Annotated in this window: 20 protein-coding genes, 1 tRNA gene and 1 pseudogene; 18 read left to right on the top strand and 4 right to left on the bottom strand. The window is 42.5% G+C overall.

Features of this window, described 5'->3' with window-relative positions:
- Window positions 1–72 precede the first annotated feature (72 nt).
- Window positions 73–148, top strand: a tRNA-Gly gene (locus AAC852_RS15795).
- A 31-nt stretch (window positions 149–179) separates the two neighbouring features.
- Here the strand turns inward: AAC852_RS15795 and AAC852_RS15790 are convergent.
- The 3 genes from AAC852_RS15790 to AAC852_RS15780 form a co-directional block, all read right to left on the bottom strand.
- Complete coding sequence (locus tag AAC852_RS15790; protein ID WP_340621811.1) at window positions 180–1,091, bottom strand: AEC family transporter; 912 nt, start codon at window positions 1,089–1,091, stop codon at window positions 180–182.
- 42 nt (window positions 1,092–1,133) lie between these two features.
- Window positions 1,134–2,042 (bottom strand): DMT family transporter, encoded by a 909-nt coding sequence (locus AAC852_RS15785; RefSeq protein WP_340621810.1) that lies wholly within the window; start codon window positions 2,040–2,042, stop codon window positions 1,134–1,136.
- 321 nt (window positions 2,043–2,363) lie between these two features.
- Window positions 2,364–3,227 (bottom strand): tetratricopeptide repeat protein, encoded by an 864-nt coding sequence (locus tag AAC852_RS15780; protein ID WP_340621809.1) that lies wholly within the window; start codon window positions 3,225–3,227, stop codon window positions 2,364–2,366.
- Between the two features lie 960 nt (window positions 3,228–4,187).
- On the opposite strand from AAC852_RS15780, the gene AAC852_RS15775 reads away from it, so the two are divergent.
- Window positions 4,188–5,621 (top strand): 4-hydroxyphenylacetate 3-hydroxylase family protein, encoded by a 1,434-nt coding sequence (locus AAC852_RS15775; RefSeq protein ID WP_340621808.1) that lies wholly within the window; start codon window positions 4,188–4,190, stop codon window positions 5,619–5,621.
- 623 nt (window positions 5,622–6,244) lie between these two features.
- Here AAC852_RS15775 and queG read toward each other — a convergent pair.
- Window positions 6,245–7,402: a tRNA epoxyqueuosine(34) reductase QueG gene (gene queG / locus AAC852_RS15770; protein WP_340621807.1), complete on the bottom strand. Its 1,158-nt coding sequence runs from the start codon at window positions 7,400–7,402 to the stop codon at window positions 6,245–6,247.
- A 262-nt stretch (window positions 7,403–7,664) separates the two neighbouring features.
- On the opposite strand from queG, the gene tsaE reads away from it, so the two are divergent.
- From tsaE to rpsR, 16 genes and pseudogenes are all read left to right on the top strand, one after another.
- Complete coding sequence (tsaE, locus tag AAC852_RS15765) at window positions 7,665–8,129, top strand: tRNA (adenosine(37)-N6)-threonylcarbamoyltransferase complex ATPase subunit type 1 TsaE (RefSeq protein ID WP_340621806.1); 465 nt, start codon at window positions 7,665–7,667, stop codon at window positions 8,127–8,129.
- A gap of 14 nt (window positions 8,130–8,143) precedes the next feature.
- The gene (gene amiB, locus AAC852_RS15760) at window positions 8,144–9,511 is read left to right on the top strand and encodes an N-acetylmuramoyl-L-alanine amidase AmiB (protein WP_340621805.1); all 1,368 of its coding nucleotides are present in this window, start codon (window positions 8,144–8,146) and stop codon (window positions 9,509–9,511) included.
- A 110-nt stretch (window positions 9,512–9,621) separates the two neighbouring features.
- Complete coding sequence (mutL, locus tag AAC852_RS15755) at window positions 9,622–11,622, top strand: DNA mismatch repair endonuclease MutL (RefSeq protein ID WP_340621804.1); 2,001 nt, start codon at window positions 9,622–9,624, stop codon at window positions 11,620–11,622.
- Window positions 11,615–12,556, top strand: a complete 942-nt coding sequence (gene miaA, locus AAC852_RS15750; RefSeq protein ID WP_340621803.1) for a tRNA (adenosine(37)-N6)-dimethylallyltransferase MiaA — start codon at window positions 11,615–11,617, stop codon at window positions 12,554–12,556. The genes mutL and miaA overlap by 8 nt, the downstream gene beginning before the upstream one ends.
- A gap of 108 nt (window positions 12,557–12,664) precedes the next feature.
- The gene (gene hfq, locus AAC852_RS15745; protein ID WP_340621802.1) at window positions 12,665–12,967 is read left to right on the top strand and encodes an RNA chaperone Hfq; all 303 of its coding nucleotides are present in this window, start codon (window positions 12,665–12,667) and stop codon (window positions 12,965–12,967) included.
- Between the two features lie 95 nt (window positions 12,968–13,062).
- Entirely contained in the window at window positions 13,063–14,343 is a 1,281-nt protein-coding gene (gene hflX / locus AAC852_RS15740) for a ribosome rescue GTPase HflX (protein WP_340621801.1), read from the top strand.
- 320 nt (window positions 14,344–14,663) lie between these two features.
- Window positions 14,664–15,905 (top strand): FtsH protease activity modulator HflK, encoded by a 1,242-nt coding sequence (hflK, locus tag AAC852_RS15735; protein WP_340621800.1) that lies wholly within the window; start codon window positions 14,664–14,666, stop codon window positions 15,903–15,905.
- 2 nt (window positions 15,906–15,907) lie between these two features.
- Complete coding sequence (hflC, locus tag AAC852_RS15730; protein WP_340621799.1) at window positions 15,908–16,918, top strand: protease modulator HflC; 1,011 nt, start codon at window positions 15,908–15,910, stop codon at window positions 16,916–16,918.
- A gap of 236 nt (window positions 16,919–17,154) precedes the next feature.
- Window positions 17,155–18,453, top strand: coding sequence for an adenylosuccinate synthase (locus AAC852_RS15725; protein ID WP_340621798.1), 1,299 nt, complete (start codon window positions 17,155–17,157; stop codon window positions 18,451–18,453).
- Between the two features lie 97 nt (window positions 18,454–18,550).
- Window positions 18,551–19,093: pseudogene (locus tag AAC852_RS15720) on the top strand (RNA-guided endonuclease InsQ/TnpB family protein); the annotation flags it as partial.
- Between the two features lie 352 nt (window positions 19,094–19,445).
- Window positions 19,446–19,865, top strand: coding sequence for a nitric oxide-sensing transcriptional repressor NsrR (gene nsrR, locus AAC852_RS15715; protein ID WP_340621797.1), 420 nt, complete (start codon window positions 19,446–19,448; stop codon window positions 19,863–19,865).
- A gap of 56 nt (window positions 19,866–19,921) precedes the next feature.
- Window positions 19,922–22,387: a ribonuclease R gene (rnr, locus tag AAC852_RS15710; protein ID WP_340621849.1), complete on the top strand. Its 2,466-nt coding sequence runs from the start codon at window positions 19,922–19,924 to the stop codon at window positions 22,385–22,387.
- A gap of 75 nt (window positions 22,388–22,462) precedes the next feature.
- On the top strand, window positions 22,463–23,200 hold the full coding sequence (gene rlmB / locus AAC852_RS15705; RefSeq protein ID WP_340621796.1) for a 23S rRNA (guanosine(2251)-2'-O)-methyltransferase RlmB: 738 nt from the start codon (window positions 22,463–22,465) through the stop codon (window positions 23,198–23,200).
- Window positions 23,201–23,332: 132 nt separating this feature from the next.
- Window positions 23,333–23,731: a 30S ribosomal protein S6 gene (rpsF, locus tag AAC852_RS15700; protein WP_038261402.1), complete on the top strand. Its 399-nt coding sequence runs from the start codon at window positions 23,333–23,335 to the stop codon at window positions 23,729–23,731.
- Window positions 23,732–23,736: 5 nt separating this feature from the next.
- Window positions 23,737–24,054 carry a primosomal replication protein N gene (gene priB, locus AAC852_RS15695; protein ID WP_340621795.1) on the top strand — a complete coding sequence of 106 codons (318 nt, stop codon included), beginning with the start codon at window positions 23,737–23,739 and terminating at the stop codon, window positions 24,052–24,054.
- 4 nt (window positions 24,055–24,058) lie between these two features.
- Complete coding sequence (gene rpsR / locus AAC852_RS15690) at window positions 24,059–24,286, top strand: 30S ribosomal protein S18 (RefSeq protein WP_000135199.1); 228 nt, start codon at window positions 24,059–24,061, stop codon at window positions 24,284–24,286.
- Window positions 24,287–24,300 lie beyond the last annotated feature (14 nt).

The raw sequence follows: 24,300 nt of genomic DNA, 5'->3' as shown, positions 1-24,300 counted from the left end.
CAGTCTTGATGTGCGAGTAAATAGCTTGCCATCTTTATTGAAGGCGTTCATAATGGCGTCCGTTCTTGAGGTGCGGGAATAGCTCAGTTGGTAGAGCACAACCTTGCCAAGGTTGGGGTCGCGAGTTCGAGTCTCGTTTCCCGCTCCAAATCATGTATCCTTTCTTTAGTCGTTCTCACCTAGTTTAATTCTAAACTTAATATAATAGGCAAAGTAATAACAGCAGTAATTGTTTGTAGCGTGATGATCGCTGACATCAATTGGCTGTCTCCATTTAGCTGTCGGGTTAAGATATAGGCCGTTGGTGCTGTCGGTATTGCGAAAAATAGGATCAGTAAATTGAGTTCTAATATATTGAGATGAAAAAGAAAACCAATAATCCCGGCAATGAATGGCATTAATAATAATCTGGATAGACTATTGATAATAATTGAATTTTTATCAGATCTTAACGTTGATGGTTGTAAAGATGCACCGATACAAATCAATCCCAATGGAAGGCTTGCACTTGCCAGAATTTTTAAAAATTGCCCTGAACCGTAAGGTAGGCCAATTTTGGACAGGTTGAATGATATCCCGATGAAGCAAGCTATGATCAAGGGATTTTTAATAATAACCATCACGAATTGTTTAATAGATAAAGTATTTTTGTTTGGTGTTAATGCTAAAATAGAAACTGTATTGCAAAGGGGTACTAAGATAGCGAGTATCAGTGAAGCAACAGCGATCCCATGAGTACCAAATATATCTATTGTGATAGCTAATCCGAGATAAGTGTTGAAACGTAATGTCCCTTGTACATAGACACCAAAACGTTGGGTTGGCCATTGGAATAAATATCTTAAAAAAATTAATATAACATAGCCAATACTAATTACAGTGAGAATTGCCCAAACTAACCTTGATAATTGTGGGTTATCCAAAGAAGCGGTAGCCAGACTATTTATTAATAATGCAGGAAATAGTAAGAAGTAATTGAGTTTTTCTGCTCCCTGCCAAAATAAAGTACTAAACATCGCATTACGTTTTAGAATAAATCCTAATAATATCAGGGCAAACAAAGGCCAGAGAATGATGAAGATCTGATTCATATATTTTATTATCTTGAATAATAGATTATTCTGCCTTGAGTGTTATTTTTTTATCTCTTTATTGGTCATCACAATACCTGTAATAATAAAAATACCACCGATAGATATAGGTATAGTGAACTTTTCCTGTAAAAATAATACCCCGCCTAATATCGCAGTTAAGGGATTTAATGCGATAAATACCCCCGCTCTTGTAGCACCAATTTTACCGATACCATCGTAATATAAAACATAAGCGATAGCTGAGCCTATGACTCCCAAATAAATCAGGCTGATTAAGTCGTTCATTGATAAAGAAACGAAGGCTAATGGTGTCATATCATTTGTAACCAAAGCTGTTATTGTCAACATCACGGTTCCAGCAATGACTGAGTAAGCAACAGTGTGTAATGCTCCAATTTCATTGACTGTTTTCTTACCAAAAATACTGTAAATAACCCAGCTAATTACACATCCTAATATAGAAATATCACCGATTATATTTCCTTTTGTATTTAATAAAGTTGATAAATTATTTCCAATAATAACAATGCCTGCACCAAATAAACAACACGAAATGCCGATGATTCTTATAGCAGACATTTTTTCTCTAAATAGGAAATAAGAGACAGTTGCTATCACTGCCGGATTTATTGCAACAATAAGAGACGCTCTTGACGCATCAATATACTTCAGTCCATAAAAAAAACAGATGTTATAAACAAAAATGCCAAAGAAGCCTAGTATCGCTATATTTGCCATTTGTGCTTTATTGATTCTGATAAATCCTTTTTTAGAAAAAGCAATAATTATTATTAACACAAATGCTGCAAGAATAAATCTAACAGTGGCTAATAATAACGAATTGGTATCAGATGAAATAAACCTTCCAGCAATAAATGTTCCACCCCATATAACTGAAACAATAATGAGTTTAATGTAGCTTGAGTAATCATTTGATTTTTCGTCCATTTTTATTATCACCTTGTAATATTTTCCAGTTCCAACATGTTAGTAAGGAAATGGTAATAACGAACTGTTTTTACTATTTTTTATTAGCTACATCATGGTATCTTAGTTGATGAATTCAGCTTTCTTTATACTAGCAATGCCATCATAAAATACAAAGCAAGAAAGTGGTATGGCTCTCAGAAATTGCTTGAGGCGGCTGTAAAATTAATGAGAAACGACTTTTACTATTAGTTTTTAAATTGATGTAATTACTTATCTCAGTTACATAGTTAACTATATGACTGAGGTGAAGAAAGCCCTCACTATGAAGTGATTCGAAACTTATTGGGTATATATTTCTGGCGTTATCAGATTATTTGGTATTTTGTTTTCATTTTTCTCAGCTAACCCTAGTTTAGATTTAGAATCAGATAATATTTTATTGATAATACTTCGTTGAATACGGCTTCCGCCCATAAATTGATAGTTAATTGGCTCATTTAAAATTAAAACGACTTTATCATAATTTTCTTGGCTGTAATTTTTTATGGCCTCAAGCAGATTTCTTTTAGTATTATAATAACCTATAGGGTTACTATTTTTCGTTTTTTCAATGAGATAATCTATCATATCGAATTTTTTATTGACGCCAAATACTAAAGCTGCGTGGAAATCATTGAAAAAATAAAAACCAAGTTCTTCCTTATTGTTCCATGATTCAAAAAGTAAATCTGAGTGTCTTTGTATATGATGATCATTTTTCCCATATATGAATTTCATCTTGAATAATAAAGAAGTCGCGTCTAAATCTTCAAGCCCATTACTATCATTTTTATGGCGAATCTGATGGTATATATTCACTGCCTGATCGATTTCATTCATCTCCATAAGAAACATAGCGTAATGCCAGAATAGATGAATTCTCATGCCGTAATTATATTGCCATTTATCTTTCAGGGTATCCATCCAGTATTTCCCTTCACTAAAGTGTTTTTTGTCATAAAAATAATGGCAAATGGCATGAATGGCATAAATATCAAGATTATTTATTTTCAATGAGTTATATGCACTTATATAAGATTCATCATAGTATTTATTTTCGTTCAGAATGAATGCTTTAATACCTTGAAAATAACTGTAGAATTCATCGTTAATATCCCAGTGTTTATTAACCAGATTGAGCGTTTCAAGCATGGTTTCGGTCATGCCATTATTGAACTCAATCATATGACAGGTGTAAAAACTGAATATATCTTTAGGTTTTTTTAGTAAACATTTATAAAAATAATTTCTGGCCTGATAATAATTATTATTAATTAAAGAAATTATTCCTGAGTTGATGAGTTCAGCACGTTCATCTGATTATTTTTCACTTATCATTATTAATGTATCAAGAAGTGCTTTAGCTTGCTCATATTTGCTTTTTTCCATTGAAATAAGCAGGTCAATCATATGTATCTGTAATATTGAAAGAGAGAGGTTACTTGAATGGAACCAATTTATACTTGTCAGTTTTTCGTTCCTTTTCATTCCCAATATGCAATGATAACATTCGTATATAAACAATAAGTCATCACTTGTATTTACAACATGTGGTACGTTTGATTTATCATTAACAATCATAGATAACAACCTCATTTATAATTGATTATCCAATATGTTATTTATGCATTAGTTTATAACTAAAAGATATAAATATACAGCAAAGACAAATGAAAATTAATGAGTTATCTCACAATAAGACATTCGTGATGAGTTAGAGTAATATTTTGTATTATTGAATAATAAACAGAATGGAGGGTAAATTTATATAATAATTGAAACAGTGTTATAAGATTATAATACCCATTGATTAAGCTAATTTGCTTGTTATTCATTATTATGATGACATCGTAATTTGATATCGCTTTTCTGGTTAATCCACATGAATATATCTCATTGCCTTGAAAAGTATATTCTTTTTTTGTGCTGGAAAGGGTAATCACGACCAGTATCGGTGCGGCTAATAGGCTGTTGTTTTCTGCGATATTTTAATGAGATATATCGTAGTCATATTATTCCCAATTGAGGACAATTATCCTTGTATATTGGATCTCCAGTGCTGAATAAAAAGATTTCTTTTCTTGACCTTTAAAAATCGTCGTTATCGATAGGAGCATAGAAAAGATGGTAAGAACCGGAAAGCAATATATGGAGGATTTACGTGATGGACGCACTATTTTTATCAATGGCGAAAAGATCACAGATCATGTGGATCACCCGGCGTTCAGGAATGCGATTAGATCTGTAGCGAGTTTGTATGATTATAAAATTCAGCATGCGGATAAGATGACTTTCACAACAGAAGCTGGCGAGCAGATGAGTTTATACTGGCAGTTGCCATCTACCCCTGAACAGCTAATTGCGCGTGGTTATGCAGCATATGAATGGGCTGAGCAGACGGTGGGCTGGCTTGGCAGAAGCCCCGATTACACGTCATCGGCACTAGCCGGAATGCTGACACATATTGAATTATTCGAATCTTACTCTCAAGAACGCGCTGATGCTTTGCGAAATTATTTTGCCTATGCAAGTAAGAATGATCTTTATCTGGCTTATGCTCTGATTAACCCGCAGGGTGACCGTTCAAAGACACCCGGTGGACATGATAAGAATATCTATCATGCCCTTGGTGTAGTGGAAAAGAATGCCGAGGGCATTATTGTCCGAGGTGCTAAAATGCTTGCTACGGGCGCTGTATTGGCTGATGAAGTATTAGTCGGTGCTACTAAGCCGCTGAAAAAAGATGTTGATGAACGCTATGCGCTTTCTTTTGCTATGCCACTCAATACGAAAGGCATAAAAATCATATCCAGACGCTCCTATGAGTTTGGTGCTAATCCCACAGATTATCCATTGTCATCCCGATTTGATGAAAATGATTCAATGCTCTATTTCGATGATGTTTTGGTGCCTTGGGAAAGGGTATTTATCTTTGAAGATATCGAGATGTGCAATAAGCAGATGGAGTCAACGGCTACGGAAATTTTGATGGATATCCAAAGCCTGGCCCGTTATGCAGTAAAATTGCACTTTTTAGCGGGATTAGCGCAGGCAATGGCTGAAACCAACGGTGTCTGCGAGTATCCTGCTGTGAAGGAATCACTTGCACAGCTCGCCTGCTATGCCATGAATATTGAAGGGTTGTTTAAGAGTGTGCTTCATTGCCCAAAAATTCATAATGGATTCTGCTTGCCTGATAAGACCATGCTTTATACGTATCGGGTTATCTCGCAGTCAATGTATCCAAATGTATTGGAGACAATCAGAAAACTGGCGGGGGGAGGCGTTTTGATGTTGCCATCAAGTGCGGCTGATTTAGAGGATGATGAAATTTTAAGTGTTATTGAGAAAACACAGTATTCATCCATTGCCTCACCTGTCGAAAGGATCAGATTGATGAAGTTAGTGTGGGATGCGGTAGGCTCAGAGTTTGCTTCGAGACATCATCAGTATGAACTGTTTTATGCCGGAGCTCCTTATCAAACGTTGGGGCGTCTTTACAATCAATACGACTGGGAGTTATCCAGAGAACTGGTTGAAAGGATAAAAACGAGTTAAAGTCATTTTTACCCTGCTGCGATGTGTATCCTGTTGTCACGTTAACTTTGCCGGATAATAATGAGTGGTAATAGTTGATAATGAAATAGTCAGTAAGAAAAGAGTGCTGGCATTGAGTGTTGGCACTTCTTTATTCCGTATCCGTATAACTTGTCAGAGTTCGGCCAAAAATAATTTATTGATAAAGCGCTTGCCATCCTGCTTCAACAAGTCCATAATGCCGCCTCATTTTTGGGTAGGCAGAGGAAAATTTCTCCAGTAGCGTCTAGAATGGGGGAGTGGATTCCGTTTTTATTGCCAATACCTAATACTTTTCCAACGAAGTGCAATCTCTATTTTTTATCCACAGTATTTAACGTAACTACCCTATTGAGTTGCTCGATATTGCTTTGATTGTTACACAGAGTTATCCACAGGCAATACGATTACATTTAAGCTTTGTAACCCATTATTTAAAATAATATCTATTGATTAACTAATTGATAAATTAGAATAATTAGCTATTATTCAAAATTATTGAATTAACATTTATCCTTTCTTTGCGCCTTGATCAACAAAGCGTTTTTATTTTATTCACAAGGAAATAGAAGGGTTTTTTAATAAGAAATTAAGCTGATTGTATATTAAGCATCTCTGGGTAACCCTTTGGTAATTGCCCGTATTAATCGTTTCTGTTGTGACGTTTGGACTTCAACTACATTAGCATTCCGACGAGATATCTGTTGAGCAATGGCCCAGTGAATATGTTCATCCAATACATCACTCAAGCCGATTCTTTTTTCCAGAGTTAGTACAATCTCATCCCGATAAGGTGCGTTACCTAACGCAACTGAAATATTGCGCAGCCAACGTAGATAACCGATACGTCGTATGGCTGAACCTTCTGTTATGCGCAGGAACTTTTCTTCGCTCCAACTGAATAGATCGAGTAATTTAGGCGTATGCAGTGCGGCACGAGGGCTGAAATCACCTTCATCCGTTAATTGTGAGAAACGATTCCAGGGGCAAATAAGTTGGCAATCGTCACAACCATAAATTCGGTTTCCCATCAATGGACGAAATTCTTCTGGGATAGATCCGTCAAGTTCAATCGTCAGGTACGAAATACAGCGGCGGGCATCAATCGTATAAGGTTCGACAATTGCTCCTGTCGGGCAGGTGGTCATACAGGCGACACAACGTCCGCATTGTTCTTCTTGAGAAGTATCAATAGGTAAGGGAAGATTAATAAGTAATTCTCCCAGAAAAAACCAAGAACCCGATTCCCTGTTTAATATAAGTGAGTGTTTGCCAACCCAACCAAGTCCAGCTTTTGCTGCCAATGGGCGTTCCATAATGGGAGCTGAATCGACGAAGGGACGAAAATTCAGGTTCCCTTGGTATTCATGGGCGCTGCAATAGTCCTGTATTTGTTCACCTAGCTTTTTAAGCCGTTGGCGTAGCAGTTTATGGTAATCTCTGCCCAGTGAATAACGGCTAACATAGCCCAGTTCAGGGTCATTCAATGTACTGGCAAAAGCAGCTTTGGTGGGCAGGTAATTCATGCGTACACTAATAACCCGCAAAGTGCCGGGCAGTAATTCATGGGGACGTGCTCGCATCATGCCGTGACGTGCCATCCAGTCCATTTCACCGTGATATTGCTTATCGAGCCATTCCTGTAATCTCGGCTCTTCTGTGGATAAATCAGTATCACAGATGCCAACTTGCTGGAAACCAAGGGAAAGCCCCCATTGCTTGATGTTTGTTGCCAGAAGACTCAGATCGAGAGGGATTGCCATGAAATATTAATTTACTGCTGTAAAAGGAGCGTAGAGTAACACAGGATAGATTGAAGACAAAAAATGTGGCATCAGGCTTGGTGTTAGCACAGAAGATGCTAAATGGTAATAGCTAAGTTATATTATGGTTATTGGTTAAACTCATACTATTTGTTGGCTGATATGCCTTTTATATACCTTAATGGATTTCAGGTCGCGACTTGAAAGAAGATGTGTATATTTCAATATCCTTCAATTTAATAAATACAACAGATAATTTTCGATGAAAGAACTCGTTTTATCACTTCCAGATGAAAATGCTACGGTTGCGCTGGGCAATGCAGTGGCGGCAGCTTGCGAACGCGGCTATGTTATTTATTTATATGGTGATCTTGGTGCAGGAAAAACGACATTCAGTCGTGGTTTCCTGCAAGCTCTCGGTCATCAGGGACATGTAAAAAGTCCTACTTATACGTTGGTGGAACCTTATACCCTGCAACCACGCTCTGTTTATCATTTTGATTTGTACCGTCTGGCTGATCCGGAAGAATTGGAATTTATGGGGATTCGGGATTATTTTCATCAGGATGCCATTTGTTTGGTGGAATGGCCGCAGCAGGGGGCAGGGTTTTTGCCTGAAGCTGATATTGAGTTGCATTTGACCTATAACAATGAAGGTCGACAAGCGCGTTTTGTGGCGTTATCTGAATATGGTGAAAATTTACTGGATAATCTGAAATCCTTATGAAGGAATCCCTGACCATGATGAATGCCTTCTCCGTGAAGACGATACAAAAATGGCAACCCCATTGGCTGATGGTTTGTATGTTGTTTGTGATATTAAGCCAACTGGTTGTGACAACAGCAATGGCGTCTACGTTGTCAAATGTGCATGTGAGCAATAGTCCATCTGAAGCGACTGTGACATTGGGGTTCACAGGTGGGCATCCTGAATATCGTTTCTTCCCTTTGCATAACCCTGAAAGACTGGTGGTGGATATTCGTCAATCCGCTAATTTCACAGGGTTGCCGATGCATTTATCAGGCCAGGGTCAGACAAAACAGAATTTGGTAAAAGTCATCCGAACCAGTCAGCCACCTGATGTACTGCATAAGCGAATTGTGCTGGAGTTGGCGCAGAAGGCAACAGCAACTTCCGTTGTGAAGCAATCAGGTCACCAGTACCAGATTATCTTTACCCTGAAAGTAGTAAAAGTAGTAGATGGTACTGCGAGTCGTTCATCGACATTGAAAGAAAAACCTGCATTCAGAGAAAATCCAGTATCAAATGAAGGTAAGCAATTACTAACAAATAAGTCAACTTCTGGTACAATGTCGACAAAACAGGCTGCTAAAACTACGTCTGCTCATGGTGAACAAGTAGTGAAAAAACAGCTAACTAAGGCAGCTAAAGGGAAATATCCAGTTGTTATTGCCATTGATGCCGGGCATGGAGGACAAGATCCGGGGGCAATCGGACAGCGGGGATTGCGGGAAAAAAATGTTACCATCAGTGTAGCGCGTAAACTGGAAGTACTTCTGCGCAATGATCCCATGTTCAAACCTGTCCTGACACGGAATGGTGATTATTTTATTTCGGTAGCAGGACGATCGGAGGTCGCCCGTAAACACAAAGCCAATATGCTGGTTTCCATCCATGCGGATGCTGCACCTAATCGTAGTGCCAAAGGAACTTCTGTTTGGGTATTGTCTAATCGTCGTGCGAACAGTGAATTGGGAAATTGGCTGGAGCAGCATGAGAAACAATCTGAATTGTTAGGTGGTGCGGGAGATGCCCTTGCCAATGGCACTGATCCTTTTTTGAGTCAGGCTGTGTTGGATCTGCAATTCGGGCATTCACAGCGGGTAGGTTATGACGTTGCTGTTCAGGTTTTGCATCAGTTAACTCAGGTGGGTTCTTTGCATAAACGTACACCAGAACATGCCAGTTTGGGCGTTCTGCGTTCACCGGATATTCCTTCCATCTTGGTAGAAACGGGTTTTATCAGTAACTCGTCAGAAGAAGGGTTGCTGAGTTCCGAGCAGTATCAAGAAAAATTGGCGCAAGCCATCCATCTGGGGTTACGTCACTATTTTCAGGCTAATCCGTTGCAAACAGCACCAAAGTAATTTTAAACCGTGAGCAAGAAACTATACGTAATAATTAACACGTAATAATTAACACGTAATAATTAACACGTAATAATTAACACGTAAGAAACAGTGAATAAGGTCGAATGATGGCTATCAGGATATTACCCCCACAATTGGCAAATCAGATTGCTGCTGGTGAAGTGGTTGAACGCCCTGCATCGGTAGTGAAAGAGTTAGTGGAAAATAGCCTTGATGCTGGCGCTACCCGCATTGACATTGATATTGAGCGTGGTGGCATAAAATTGATCCGTATTCGTGATAACGGCTGCGGTATTGGCAGGCAAGACCTCACGTTGGCATTGGCTCGGCATGCTACCAGTAAAATAGCTTCTCTGGATGATCTGGAAGCCATTGTCAGTATGGGATTCCGAGGGGAGGCCCTGGCCAGTATCAGTTCCGTTTCACGGCTGACGCTAACATCTCGTCCTGAAAATCAGGCCGAAGCCTGGCAGTCTTATGCTGAAGGTCGTGATATGGAAGTAACGGTAAAGCCATCTGCTCACCCTGTTGGAACGACGGTTGAGGTTTTAGACCTGTTTTATAACACGCCTGCCCGTCGGAAATTTCTGAGAACGGAAAAAACGGAGTTCAGCCATATCGATGAAGTCGTGCGCAGAATCGCACTTGCCCGGTTGGATGTGGCGATCAATCTGAATCACAACGGAAAATTGGTTCGTCAATATCGCCCGGCCAAAGAAGAATCTCAACATGAACGTCGATTAGCAGCAATTTGTGGCGCGGCATTTGTGCAGCAGGCACTTGCACTATCATGGCAGCACGACTCTTTATCTATCAAAGGTTGGGTGGTTGATCCGATGAATACTGCTGTGGCTAGTGATACTCAGTATTGCTATGTTAATGGACGTATGATGCGGGATAGGTTGATTAATCATGCTATTCGTCAGGCCTACCAAGATCTGCTGCAAGGAGAACAGCAACCTGCTTATGTTCTGTACCTGGAGATCGACCCGCATCAAGTTGATGTCAATGTGCATCCAGCCAAACATGAAGTGCGTTTTCATCAGGCGCGTTTGGTGCACGATTTTATTTATCAGGGCGTAGCCGCAGTATTGAAACAGCGGGGTAATGGCGCTGAACTGGCACTTGATTGTCAGGAGAATACCGCCAATTGGATACCGGAAAATCGGCCTTCTGCGGGAGAAAACCATTTTCTCCAACAAACAAAGGCGTTATCGGGAGAGTCGCCTTCAAATACATCATCATCTTCTCGCTCTGTATCTTCATCTTCGTCCGGGCAGCATGATAAACAAAGGCAAGAACCACTCAAAAACCCGTCTTCAGGTCAGCGTTCAGAGCATAGCTCTAACCGACAGCCTCATCATGGGGAAAATTATCAGAAAAAACAGGGGGAGTTGTATCAGAAACTGATGCAGTTTGCGTCAGAGGAAAAACAACCATTATTTCCTGAAAAGGCAACGCCTGAGAAACGAGACTCTGGAAAACCAACGCCTGACACGGAAAAAACAACATTAACACCGACTCATTTAACTGTCGTACAAGGGAAAAGTAGTAGTTATAGTTTCGGCAAGGTATTAAGTATCTATGCCTCTCACTATGCTTTGTTTGAGTCGGCGTCAGGCATTGGATTGTTATCTTTACCTGTTGCGGAGCGTTGGCTGAGGCAGGCACAGTTAACTCCGGGAGAACAAGGGCTAAAATCACAACCACTGCTTATCCCATTGAAACTGTCTCTCGATCAGGCAGAAATTAGTGTCTTAAAGCAGAATAGTGAACTATTAAAGACTTTTGGTTTTGAATCTACTGTCGCGCATGGAAAAGTGACCATTCATGCGGTATCGTTGCCTCTACGTCAACAGAACCTGCCAAAACTTTTTCCGGCATTGTTGGGTTATCTGACAGAGCAGTCATCGGCCTCTGTAGAACAGGTGGCAATCTGGCTTTCCCGTCATTTGGGGAGCGAACACGAAACGTGGAACGTTGCGCAGGCTGTTCAGCTTTTAGCTGATGTCGAGCGTCTTTGCCCTCAGTTGGTGGAATCTCCGCCTGAGGGATTATTACAATTAATTGATTTACAAGCAGTGGTGGCACTTTTTAATCATGAGTGATTTAAGAACTCAACAATTGCCCACAGCCATTTTTATCATGGGGCCAACTGCCTCAGGAAAAACGGCATTATCAATCGCTTTACGTCATCATCTTCCGGTTGAACTGATTAGCGTTGATTCTGCATTGATTTATCGTGGCATGGATATTGGTACAGCGAAACCTTCCCCAGAAGAACAGGTACAGGCACCTCATCGTTTGATTGATGTTTTAGATCCTGCCGAAGTTTATTCTGCTGCTGATTTTCGTCGTGATGCGTTGAAACACATGGCAGAAATTACGGCTGTCGGGAGAATTCCACTCTTGGTTGGCGGAACCATGCTATATTTCAAAGCATTACTAGAAGGATTATCGCCATTGCCTTCTGCAAGTCCTGAAGTGCGGGCACAGATTGAGCAGCAAGCAGCGGAAGAGGGGTGGGACGCATTGCATCGACAGTTGCAGGAGATCGATCCGGTCTCTGCCGCAAGAATTCACCCAAATGATCCACAACGTCTTACCCGTGCACTGGAAGTTTTTCGGATTTCGGGTAAAACTCTAACTACATTGACTGAAACGTCTGGAGAAGTATTGCCTTATCGTGTTCATCAATTTGCGATTGCGCCTGCAAGCCGTGAAGTTCTGCATCAGCGCATTGCTGCCCGTTTTGAACAAATGATCAAATCAGGGTTTGAAGATGAAGTTAAAGCGCTTTATGCTCGTAACGATTTGCATACAGATTTACCTTCCATTCGTTGTGTTGGTTATCGTCAGATGTGGTCTTATCTCGCAGGCGAAATCTCTCATGATGAGATGGTTTATCGTGGTATCTGTGCGACTCGCCAGCTAGCGAAGCGTCAGATCACATGGCTCAGGAGTTGGGACAATGTGACTTGGTTGGACAGTGATCAACCTGAACAAGCACTAAATACAGTCATGCAGGTTATTAGTACATAAATTTATTGATTGTGTACAATTGATCAGTACAAAGTGTCATTTTTGAGTAGTTACTTTTTCGAACCAACGGGTTCTTAGTTAAAAACAACAAAATAAGGAAAATATAGAATGGCTAAGGGGCAATCTTTGCAAGATCCATTCCTGAACGCATTACGACGTGAAAGGGTCCCGGTTTCTATTTATTTAGTCAACGGCATCAAATTGCAGGGTCAAATTGAATCTTTTGACCAATTTGTCATTTTGCTGAAAAACACAGTCAGTCAGATGGTTTATAAACACGCCATCTCTACTGTTGTGCCTTCCCGCCCAGTGTCTCATCATGGTAGCAATGCAAGTGTGGGGGCCAGTGTAGGAAATTATCAGGCTAATACTAGCTCGGCGGCACAGCAGGAAAATGATATCGCTGAATAAATCAGTGATAGTGCCTGATGTAAATAAAAACATAGGTAGGGAGACTTTACCTATGTTTTTCCTATGGATTTTACTCAGCCTGAGGGGTTGCACCGTTGTTTGATCGTTATGAAGGCGGAGAACTAGCTGTTCTGGTGCATGTTTTTTTCTCACAGGAGAAAGATACGGAAAATCTCGGTGAATTCGAATCATTGGTGACTTCCGCAGGTGTTTCTCCTGTGCAGATAGTGACAGGAAGCCGTAAGGCTCCGCATCCGAAATATTTTGTCGGGGAAGGCAAAGCAGAAGAAATTGCTGAAGCAGTCAAAAACAGTGGCGCAGATGTGGTGTTGTTTAATCATGCACTCAGCCCTGCTCAGGAACGTAATCTTGAACGCCTGTGTCAATGCCGTGTTGTGGATCGCACGGGTGTGATCCTGGATATTTTTGCCCAGCGTGCAAGAACGCATGAAGGTAAGTTGCAGGTAGAACTTGCACAATTGCGTCATTTATCCACCCGTTTAGTTCGGGGTTGGACTCACCTTGAACGTCAGAAAGGGGGGATTGGTTTACGTGGTCCGGGAGAAACCCAGTTGGAATCAGACCGCCGTATGCTGCGTGACAAAATCAAGCAGATTCTGGGGCGTCTCAATAAAGTAGAAAAGCAACGCGAACAGGGACGTCAGGCACGTAATAAAGCCGATATTCCTACTGTTTCCCTCGTCGGTTATACCAACGCAGGAAAATCAAGTTTATTCAATAGAATAACTTCGGCTGAGGTATATGCTGCGGATCAGCTTTTTGCTACTCTCGACCCTACATTGCGTCGGATCAATGTGAATGATGTTGGTCCGGTTGTCTTGGCTGATACCGTTGGTTTCGTTCGCCATTTGCCTCATGATTTGGTTGCAGCGTTTAAGGCTACTTTGCAAGAAACCCGGCAGGCAAGATTGCTGCTTCATGTTGTTGATGCGTCAGATAATCGTTTGGATGAAAATATCCTTGCTGTTGATAGTGTCCTGGAAGAGATTGAGGCGCATGAGATCCCTTCTCTATTGGTGATGAACAAAATCGATATGTTGGCTGATTTTGTTCCCCGTATTGACCGTGATGAGGAAAATCGTCCGGTGAGAGTCTGGCTTTCTGCTCAGACTGGAGAAGGCATTCCTCTGTTATTACAGGCGCTGACTGAGCGTCTTTCAGGGGAAATTGCGCATTATGAATTGCATCTTCCACCAGAAGCAGGGCGTTTGCGTAGTCGTTTTTACCAGCTTCAGGCGATTGAGCGTGAGTGGATGGAAGAAGATGGCCAGTTGGGGCTTGAAGTCAGGATGCCGTTGGTTGATTGGCGTCGTCTGTGCAAACAAGAGCCAAATTTACCAGACTATGTTGTCTGATTGATTGGCGCAGGACAACAAACAAGGTATCATTTTGTCTGCCATTTCAAGGTGCTTAAAGTCATGGAGTAGCGGTGATGGAATGGTGGTGATGAAATGACTGTGCCAGAATTGCAGTGACGGAATCAGCACTGTCAAAAGTATCACCGAAAAATATTGGTTGCTTACGAAACGATGAAAGTTATCGTTTCTGCCCATGGAGGCCACTGTCAGACCTGTCAGGGACAGGCAACGGCCTGTGAAATGGGAGGCCTCACCCATCTGGGTGGAGAGCAGTCACCTCTGAAAAACCAGTGAAAAACTAAAAGTGGAGCTAAAACATGGCGTGGAATCAGCCCGGTAATAACGGACAGGACCGCGACCCGTGGGGAAGCAGCAATAATAATGGCGGCAACTCCGGCGGCAACAATAAAGGTGGTCGAAACCGTGGGGCAACTGATCTCGACGATCTGTTCCGTAAACTGAGTGAAAAACTCGGTGGTCTCGGTGGAAACAAAAGTGGAAATGGTTCTGGACAGAACCTTAAATTTGGTGGGCGTCTTATTAGCCTCGCCGTTGCTGCTGCAGTTGCTGTTTGGGTTGTAAGTGGTTTCTATACCATTAAAGAAACAGAACGTGGCGTTGTTACCCGCTTGGGTAAATTTAGCCATATCGTGCAGCCCGGCTTGAACTGGAAGATGACATTTATCGACCGGGTTCGTGCTGTTAACGTTGAATCTGTTCGTGAATTGGCAACATCAGGTGTCATGTTGACATCGGACGAAAACGTAGTACGTGCTGAAATGAACGTTCAGTATCGTGTTACTGATCCTGCCGCCTATCTTTTCAATGTCACTAATCCTGATAACAGCCTGCGTCAAGCGACCGACAGTGCTGTGCGCGGGGTTGTCGGCAAATACACAATGGAAAAAATCCTGACTGCGGATCGTACTATTGTGCGTAACGATACCCAAAAAGTACTGGAAGAAACCATTCGTCCGTATAATATGGGGATCACTTTGTTGGATGTTAACTTCCAGACTGCGCGTCCACCTGAAGAGGTGAAAGCGGCGTTTGATGACGTTATCGCAGCCCGCGAAGAAGAGCAGAAAACGATTCGTGAAGCAGAAGCCTATAAAAACTCTGTCTTACCGATTGCCAAGGGTGACGCTCAACGTATTATCGAAGAAGCTAAAGCCTATAAAGTCAGTATCGTATTGAATGCACAGGGTGAAGTGGCAAGTTTCGCTAAAATCCTGCCAGAATATAAAGCTGCACCGGAAATTACCCGTGAGCGCCTTTATATTGAGACGATGGAGCGTATTCTGAGTAATACCCGTAAAGTGATTGCAAATGAAAAGAGCAACAATATGCTGGTATTGCCACTGGATCAGGTTCTGCGTAGTCAAGCTGAAGCCGCAAAGGTTAAGCCAGAAGTGAAGGTGACATCGGAGCAACGCAGCACGACACATTCTACACCAACACACGGGCCATCTAGTTATAGCAACTCTGGTTATGGCAGTTCTGGCTATGATGATTCAAACAACCTGCGTGGTGATACGACAAGACAAGGGAGACCATAATCATGCGTAAGTCGTTCGTCTTTGCTATTGCCGCCGTATTGGTTGTGCTGTATTCATCGATATTTATCGTATATGAAGGTCAGCGTGGTATTGTGCTGCGCTTTGGCAAAGTGGTGCGTGATGCTGAAAATAAGCCAATGGTTTATCAGCCCGGCCTGCATTTTAAGATTCCATTTATTGAAACTGTCAAAACACTTGATGCCCGTATCCAGACGATGGATATCAAAGCTGATCGCTTTCTGACAAGTGAAAATAAAGACCTGATTGTTGACTCTTATCTGAAATGGCGGATTAAAGATTTCAGTAGCTATTATCTGGCAACGGGGAATGGTTCGATTTCTCAAGCTGAAGTGCTGTTAAAACGTAAATTCAGTGACCGCCTGCGTTCTGAAATTGGTCGTCTGGATGTTCGTGGCATTGTGACAGACTCTCGTGGTCGTTTGACGACGGATGTGCGTAATGCCCTAAACTTGGGGACAAGTGATGATAATTCTTCCGCAGACAGTGCAATCGTCTCTGCTGCTGCCCGTGTGAAGAAAGAAACTAAAGGTGAACAACCCGCTTTCAACCCGAACAGTATGGCTGCGTTAGGAATTGAAGTTGTGGATGTTCGGATCAAGCAAATCAACTTGCCTGATGAAGTTTCTGGTGCAATCTATCAGCGTATGCGTGCAGAACGTGAAGCGGTAGCACGTCGCCATCGTTCACAGGGTATGGAAGAAGCTGAGAAGGTCCGTGCTGCGGCTGACAAATCGGCTACTGAGATTAAAGCAGCGGCATATAGTCAGGCACTGGTTTTACGTGGTGAAGGCGACGCAGAAGCCACTAAACTGTTTGCTGATGCTTTCAATAAAGATCCTGATTTCTACGCTTTCATCCGTAGCTTGCGTGCTTATGAGAAAAGTTTCAAGAATGAGGGCAATATCATGGTTCTCAGTCCGGATACTGATTTCTTCCGTTATATGAAAGAGCCGACTAAACAGCGTGATCATGTTAACCGTGCTGATAACTAATGAGTTCTGATAGGTGAATTGTTTTATATTCGTCTGAATTGAAAAAAGAAATCTCATCTGAGCCACTGTAAGAAAACTTACAGTGGCTTTTTCATATTTTGTCTGCCATCATTACCAATGTTTACTTAGCAGCCCATTAATATGACGAAACGAAATAACAGAAGTGATAAAAAATACTGAAAGGTGCTAAATGAGATGTTAGAATCCATTTTTAAGCAACCGAGTGAACTTTTGAAATGGGTAAGAACGTTGTCGTATTGGGCACCCAATGGGGTGACGAGGGCAAGGGTAAAATCGTCGACTTGCTGACTGAACGAGCTAAATATGTGGTTCGTTATCAGGGCGGCCATAATGCAGGCCATACACTAGTCATCAACGGTGAAAAAACCGTTCTCCACTTAATCCCATCTGGGATCTTACGTGAAAATGTCATTAGCATTATCGCAAATGGGGTCGTTTTAGCACCAGATGCTTTGATGAAAGAGATGAAGGAGCTTGAATCACGTGGGGTTCCTGTACGTGAGCGCTTGCTTATTTCCGAAGCTTGTCCGTTGATCCTGCCTTATCATGTTGCATTGGATAATGCCCGTGAAAAGGCACGTGGTGCTAAGGCTATCGGTACAACTGGCCGTGGTATCGGGCCTGCATACGAAGATAAAGTGGCTCGTCGTGGCCTGCGTGTGGGCGATCTGTTCGATAAAGAAACTTTCGCAGTTAAGCTGAAAGAAATCATTGATTACCATAACTTCCAATTGGTTAACTATTACAATGAACCTGCTGTTGATTATCAGAAAACGCTGGATGATATTCTGGCAGTTGCGGATATTCTGACTGACATGGTAGTTGACGTTTCTGACCTGCTCTACAAAGCAACTCAGAAAGGTGAACTGGTAATGTTCGAAGGTGCGCAGGGTACATTGCTGGATATCGACCACGGTACTTATCCTTATGTAACCTCTTCTAATACTACCGCGGGTGGTGTTGCAACTGGTTCAGGTCTGGGACCACGTTATGTTGATTATGTATTGGGTATCATTAAAGCTTACTCTACCCGTGTTGGTGCTGGTCCATTCCCAACTGAACTGTTTGATGAAACTGGCGAATATCTGCGTCAGAAAGGTCAGGAATTTGGTGCAACCACAGGGCGTAGCCGTCGTACTGGTTGGCTGGATATCGTTGCTATTCGTCGCGCTATCCAAATCAATTCTCTGTCCGGCTTCTGTATGACTAAACTGGACGTACTGGATGGCTTGAAAGAAGTGAAAATCTGCGTTGGCTATCGTAAGTCTGATGGTATTGTCATTGAGACTACACCATTGGCCGCAGAAAACTGGGAAGGTCTGGAAGCGGTATATGAAACGCTGCCAGGTTGGGATGAAAGCACTTTCGGTGTTAAAGAACACAGCCAGTTGCCAGCAGCAGCATTGAATTATATCAAACGTGTTGAAGAGTTGACCGGCGTTCCTGTTGATATTATTTCTACTGGCCCAGATCGTTCTGAAACCATGATCCTGCGGGATCCATTTGATGCTTAATTGATGATTTTAAATCTTTAAAGTATCTACAACCGGGCTTTATGCCCGGTTTAATTTACTAACAAGCCCACAATGCCTACCTACTCTTTACTCTTGCCACCTTATCAACGCCAGCCGCAACCTGAAATGGAGGCAGAAAGCGCTATCCCGAAAACAGAAAGGGAGTGTTAACCGCCGCAAAGCGCGGTTACAACTGGCGGCAGTACATGGACGGGTAGCCTGTGCCCGCGCTGATTTTCAGCATAAACTCTCTCGTGCAATTGTTGACGAAAGCCAAGCAGTAATTGTGGAGACGCTGAAAACGGCAAACATGATGAGAAACCCTAGTCTGGTGCGTGCTATCAGAGATGCGGGGTGGCATGGTTTTATCATGAAACTGGAATACAAAGCAGCAGAGGCAGGGGAGCACTTGGTCAAACTGGAACAATGGTTTGCCAGTTCAAAAAATTGTCATTGCTGCGGTCACAGAATGCTAGAAATGCCACTGAATAAGCGTCTCTGGCAATGCCCTATCTGTCATGTTGAGCACAACAGCGATATTAATGCGGCCATTAACATTCAGCGCAAGGGTATAACAGAATTACAGGCGGCGGGACTCGCTGTTTCTGCCCTCGGAGGCCAGAGTAAATCCGTCATATAATCACCGAAGAAGAACAGCACAAATTCATTTCCGTTTTCAACTTAATGCGTGCAATAACACCTGAAACTCAAGTAGCTGTGTTGAATAAATTTGACTAGCTGCATGTAAGCTAACGATTGCCCTTGATTTTTTCTCTTACAAAGTCGTATAGCTTCGAATTTATCACTCTCTGCAAGAAGTTCTGTTGACTGTCTGATTTTGTGTTTTAAGGAGATAGAAAGAAAAGGGAGCAGCTCGTTTTGCTTAATTTTTAAAATACCCACATAATGTGACCAGCTAATGATAAACCAATAATATCTGTTTGTTTGGTTATCAATAACCCCCCGTTATATTCAGCCACCCAGAGGTAAGTGTGCAGTTAACCAGTTTTACCGATTATGGCTTGCGTGCCCTGATTTATATGGCTTCTTTACCAGAAGGCCAGATGACAAACATTACTGAAGTAACAGAAGTTTACGGTGTCTCACGTAATCATATGGTAAAAATAATTAATCAACTGAGTAACTTGGGGCTAGTTAATGCTGTTAGGGGGAAAAATGGCGGCATTAGTCTGGGTAAGGCCGCCAGCGAGATTAGAATCGGTGATGTGGTTCGTGCATTAGAACCACTTGGATTAGTTAACTGTAGTAGTTGCCATATTACACCTGCTTGTCGGTTAAAATCAGTATTGAATCAAGCAGTAGAAAATTTTTTGGCAGAATTGAATCAATATACTTTGGCCGATATGGTCGAAGACAATCGTCCCCTTTATAAATTGTTGCTGACAAAATGAAGCAAGAAATGAAATATGGGGATAAACAGCTTACTGATGACAACAGAGGAATTGCGATGTCAAAAGATCCTTTTCAGGACCGAGAGGCTGAAAAATACGAATCTCCTATCCCAAGTCGGGAATATATCTTGGATATCCTTTCTAAACACACCACTCCGGTAAGTCGTCAGGAATTAGCACAAGAACTTCAGTTAACCAGCGCAGATGCACAGGAAGCATTGCGCCGTCGTTTGCGGGCAATGGAACGTGATGGACAATTAGTTTTCACTCGCCGCCAGTGTTATGCGTTACCAGAAAGATTGGACTTATTGAAGGGTACAGTGATTGGTCATCGTGATGGTTACGGTTTTCTGCGAGTGGAAGGTCACAAAGAAGATTTTTATTTGTCGGCAGAGCAGATGAAAATGGCGATCCATGGCGATGTTGTACTGGCACAACCTTTACGTCCGGATCGTAAAGGTCGGGTTGAAGTTCGAATTGTAAGAGTGTTGGAGCCAAAGAACAGCCAAATTGTTGGACGGTATTTTATTGATGCTGGTATGGGGTTTGTTGTACCTGATGATAGCCGTCTGTGTTTCGATATTTTGATCCCTAGAGAGGAGATTTGTGGGGCAAGAATGGGGAATGTCGTCGTTGTGGAATTGACGAATCGCCCGACTCGCCGTACTAAAGCGATTGGCAAAATTGTTGAGGTACTCGGTGAAACGATGGGAACAAGCATGGCAGTTGATATTGCCCTTCGAACCCATGAAATCCCCTATAATTGGCCGCCAATGGTGGAAAAACAGGTCGCTGATCTGGATGAGAATGTACCTGAATCGGCTAAACAAGGGCGCGTTGATTTACGAGAATTACCATTAGTTACTATTGATGGTGAAGATGCCCGTGATTTCGATGATGCGGTTTATTGCGAAAGAAAACGGGGCGGTGGCTGGCGGTTATGGGTAGCGATTGCAGACGTCAGTTATTATGTGCGCCCACAAACCCCTTTGGATGCCGAAGCACGCAGCCGTGGTAACTCCATTTATTTTCCATCGCAAGTTGTGCCGATGTTGCCGGAAGTTCTGTCGAATGGATTGTGTTCACTTAACCCGGAAGTTGATCGCCTGTGTATGGTATGCGAAATGACGGTTTCTGCCCAAGGGAGACTCTCTTCATACAAGTTTTACGAAGCTGTAATGAATTCTCATGCTCGTTTAACTTACACCAAAGTATGGAAAATCTTGCAGGGCGACCAAGAACTGCGTGAGCATTACAAACCATTGGTAAAGCATATTGAGCATTTACATGAACTTTATCAGGCATTGGATAAGTCGCGTGATGAACGTGGTGCTATTTCGTTTGAATCTGAAGAAGCAAAGTTTATCTTCAATGCAGAACGTCGTATTGAACGTATTGAGCCGGTAGTACGTAACGATGCTCACAAACTCATTGAAGAGTGCATGATCCTGGCAAATATTGCGGCAGCCCGTTTTGTTGAAAAGCAGCGTGAACCCGTTTTGTATCGTATTCATGACCGACCGAAAGAAGAAAGTATTCTGAATTTACGCTCAGTCTTTAATGAATTGGGACTGAGTCTATTGGGGGGCATGACACCAGAGCCAAAAGACTATGCTCAATTGATGAAAATAGTGGCTGAACGACCTGATCATGAACTGTTGCAGACGATGTTATTGCGCTCTATGAAACAGGCTATTTACGATCCGGAAAATCGTGGGCATTTTGGTCTTGCTCTGCGTTCTTACGCGCATTTTACATCGCCAATCCGCCGTTATCCTGATTTGGCATTGCATCGTGCGATCAAATACCTGCTGGCACGAGAGAATGGCACTGTTGAGCAGCATTGGACACCAACGGGTGGCTGGCACAATGATATGGAGCAGATGCTACAATTGGGTGACCACTGTTCGATGACTGAACGTCGTGCCGATGAAGCGACAAGAGATGTGGCAGATTGGCTGAAATGTGATTTCATGCAAGATCAGGTAGGTAATATTTTCACTGGTTTGATTACCAGTGTAACTGGTTTTGGTTTCTTCGTCAGACTGCATGATCTTTTTATTGATGGTTTGGTGCATGTTTCAACATTGGATAATGACTATTACCGATATGATAATGTCGGCCAGCGTTTGATAGGTGAATCTTCCGGGCAGACTTACCGGCTCGGTGATGAAGTGGAAATTCGTGTCGAAGCGGTGCACATGGATGAGCGCAAGATTGACTTTATTCTGCTTTCTACCACCCGCAAGGCTCGTAATAAAGGTAAAACTGTAAGAGATAAAGCGAAAAAAGGGGCTTCTGAACGTAAAAATGCCAAAAAAGGGCGAGATTATAAAAAATCAGCCAATTTCGAGTCAGATCGTGTTTTCCGTCAAGACAGTGAGTTCTGTAAGAAGAAAAAAACGGAGCAAGACAAATCAAACAATAAATCAGGCAAGAAGAAAAAAGTTTCAGATAAAACCAAAAAGATAACGGCAAAATTGAAAGCAAAACGCGCGAAGAAAACGCGAGAAAATAGCTGACAGACAAATAGCTAACAACTACAGATAATCAGGGGCGGTTTCTGCCGCCTTCTATTTTTTAGGTATCATCCAGTCATGAGTGAAATTATCTACGGTATCCATGCCGTTAAAGCCTTATTGGAACGTGATCCACAGCGTTTTATGGAAGTTTATGTATTGAAAGGGCGCGAAGATCGCCGTTTAACTCCGCTGTTACAGGAATTGGAAAATATCGGTGTTTCAGTTCAACTGGCTAACCGTCAATGGTTGGATGGGCAGACAGAAAACGCGGTACACCAAGGTATTATTGCTAAGGTTAAGCCTGGACGACAATATCAGGAGAATGATTTACCTGATCTGTTAGCTCAATGGGAGCGTCCTTTCTTGTTGGTGCTGGATGGTGTCATCGATCCGCATAATTTGGGCGCTTGCCTGCGGTCTGCCGATGCGGCAGGAGTTGATGCAGTTATTGTCCCTCGTGATCGTTCCGCTCAGTTGAACGCCACCGCGAAAAAAGTTGCCTGTGGTGCGGCAGAAAGTGTTCCACTGATCCGTGTCACGAACCTTGCCCGTACTCTGCGTTTACTACAAGAAAATAATGTTTGGATTGTAGGAACTGCGGGGGAAGCCACGCATTCTTTATATCAGAGCAAACTAACAGGCCCGATGGCTTTGATTATGGGGGCCGAAGGTGAAGGTATGCGTCGATTGACCCGTGAACATTGCGATGAACTGATTAGCATTCCGATGGCGGGTTCAGTCTCTTCCCTGAATGTATCAGTAGCAACAGGAATTTGCCTGTTTGAAATTGTGCGCCAAAGAAGCACCCAATAGTTGCTTGAGTTTTTTTTATTGTGCGGGTATAGTGACGCGTCAATTTTTCAGCCGTACTCAACACGTTCCTTGCCTCCATGGGCCACGGCTGACCCTGACAGGAGGCTGAATAATCCGTAAGGAGCAATGATAATGCGTCATTACGAAATCGTTTTTATGGTCCATCCTGACCAAAGCGAACAGGTTCCGGGCATGATCGAGCGTTACAGTGCGACTATCACTAACGCGCAAGGTCAGATTCACCGTCTGGAAGACTGGGGCCGTCGTCAACTGGCTTATCCAATCAACAAACTGCACAAGGCTCACTACGTTCTGATGAACGTTGAAGCGCCACAAGAAGCGATTGATGAGCTGGAAACTAACTTCCGCTTCAACGATGCCGTTATCCGCAGCATGGTTATGCGCGTTAAGCACGCAATAACTGAACCATCACCAATGGTTAAGGCTAAAGACGAACGTCGCAGCCGTGACCTGGTCTTGGAAGAAGACCTGGTTGATGATGTTGATGAAGCTGGGGATTCTGAAGAGTAACCATCGTGACAACCAATCGTTTGGTGCTTTCTGGCACAGTGTGCAAAGCACCGATACGAAGAATCAGTCCATCCGGTATTCCGCATTGTCAGTTTGTGCTTGAACATCGTTCACAGCAACAGGAAGCCGGATTAAACAGGCAATCATGGTGCAGAATGCCCGTTATTGCCAGTGGACAGTTGTTACAGGAATATACTCACAGTATAACGGTCGGTAGTCGAATAACCGTTTCAGGATTCATTAACTCCCACCATGGGCGCAATGGTCTTAACAAACTGGTTCTTCATGCCGAGCAGATTGAATTGATAGATTCTGGAGACTAGCCAAATGGCACGTTATTTCCGTCGTCGCAAGTTCTGCCGTTTCACAGCGGAAGGCGTACAAGAGATTGATTATAAAGACATTGCTACGCTGAAAAACTACATTACCGAAAGTGGTAAAATTGTACCTAGCCGCATCACCGGCACTCGTGCAAAATATCAGCGCCAGCTCGCTCGTGCTATCAAGCGTGCGCGCTACCTGTCTTTGTTGCCTTACACTGATCGTCATCAGTAATAGGCACAGTCCAT

This window comes from Xenorhabdus siamensis, from assembly GCF_037996745.1.
Taxonomy (GTDB): Bacteria; Pseudomonadota; Gammaproteobacteria; order Enterobacterales; family Enterobacteriaceae; genus Xenorhabdus; species Xenorhabdus indica.
Note: the sequence above shows the minus strand (reverse complement) of the source record. Positions and strands in the feature narration are given on the sequence as shown.